The sequence below is a fragment of the Gilvimarinus sp. 1_MG-2023 genome (genome assembly GCF_030548285.1).
Map to the genome: position 1 here is coordinate 1 of NZ_JAUOSC010001616.1, position 240 is coordinate 240.

The following is a 240-nucleotide window of genomic DNA, read 5'->3' on the forward strand; positions in this document are numbered from 1 at the left end:
GGCTGACGGCGTGCTGTCCATGCAAGTCACACAACTGGGAAAAATCTTCAATACTGAAACCAATCAGCGCCAATGGCCGCTTGGCACGCTCGCTGCGAGCCACTTCCCGCTCCGCTACCAGCGAAAAATGACCGGCATTATAGGCCCCGGATTCACCATCATTTAATGTCAGTGAAGCCACCATCAGCAAGCGGTGCTGGATCAACAAGCCATAACAGGCAACCGACGCCGCCACCATGG

Annotated in this window: 1 protein-coding gene; it reads right to left on the minus strand. The window is 55.4% G+C overall.

The features are described 5' to 3' along the window. The coding region (locus Q4563_RS22260; RefSeq protein WP_303606092.1) for a hypothetical protein at window positions 1-240 on the minus strand (240 nt) is incomplete at both ends.